The organism is Microvirga tunisiensis, assembly GCF_009296175.1.
Taxonomy (GTDB): domain Bacteria; phylum Pseudomonadota; class Alphaproteobacteria; order Rhizobiales; family Beijerinckiaceae; genus Microvirga; species Microvirga tunisiensis.
On the sequence record NZ_VOSK01000973.1, the window covers coordinates 1 to 604 of the forward strand.

Below are 604 nucleotides of genomic sequence, written 5' to 3' on the forward strand. Positions count from 1 at the left end.
TGGATCATCTGGAGGTGCCGGTCTCGCTGGGTGGGCGCTGTCTCGGCCGAATTGCTCGGCACTGCCGTTGAGCGTGGTGGGATGATCACCGCCGCAGCAGGATCCCGCTCGGCGATGGTACGGTAGACCGGCTCGCCATCATATGCGCCATCGGCTGTGACCGAAGCGATCGAGCCTGAGATCTGATCCAACAAGGGACCGACCTGTGAGGCATCACCGTCTTCGGTGGTCGTCAGCTCCGATGCGAGGATCTCACCGGTCTCGGGATCAACGGCGAGGTGGAGCTTGCGCCAGGTCCGGCGCCCTTGGCCGCCATGCTTCTCATGCTGCCATTCGCCAGCACCAAATACCTGCAGCCCCGTTGAATCGATCACCACGTTCACCGGTCCGCGGGCGGTGCTCAACGCCTGAGCGACAGTCAGGTCAGCACTGCGGCGGGAGAAGGTGGTGTGATCGGGCACTGGCAGATTCAGACAGAGCAGACGCAGGATCGAGGCCAGCATGCCTTCGGTCTGGCGCCACGGCCGGCCAAACGCCAGCCGCAGCATCAAGCCCGTCTCAATCGCAATCTCAGAGTACTTCTGCGGGCGGCCGCGTCTCCTGC

General features: G+C 64.1%; 1 protein-coding gene. It reads right to left on the reverse strand.

Annotation, left to right across the window (positions count from 1 at the left end; all coding sequences use genetic code 11):
• On the reverse strand, positions 1-604 hold a 604-nt coding region (locus FS320_RS44795), incomplete at both ends, for an IS5 family transposase (RefSeq protein ID WP_152718822.1).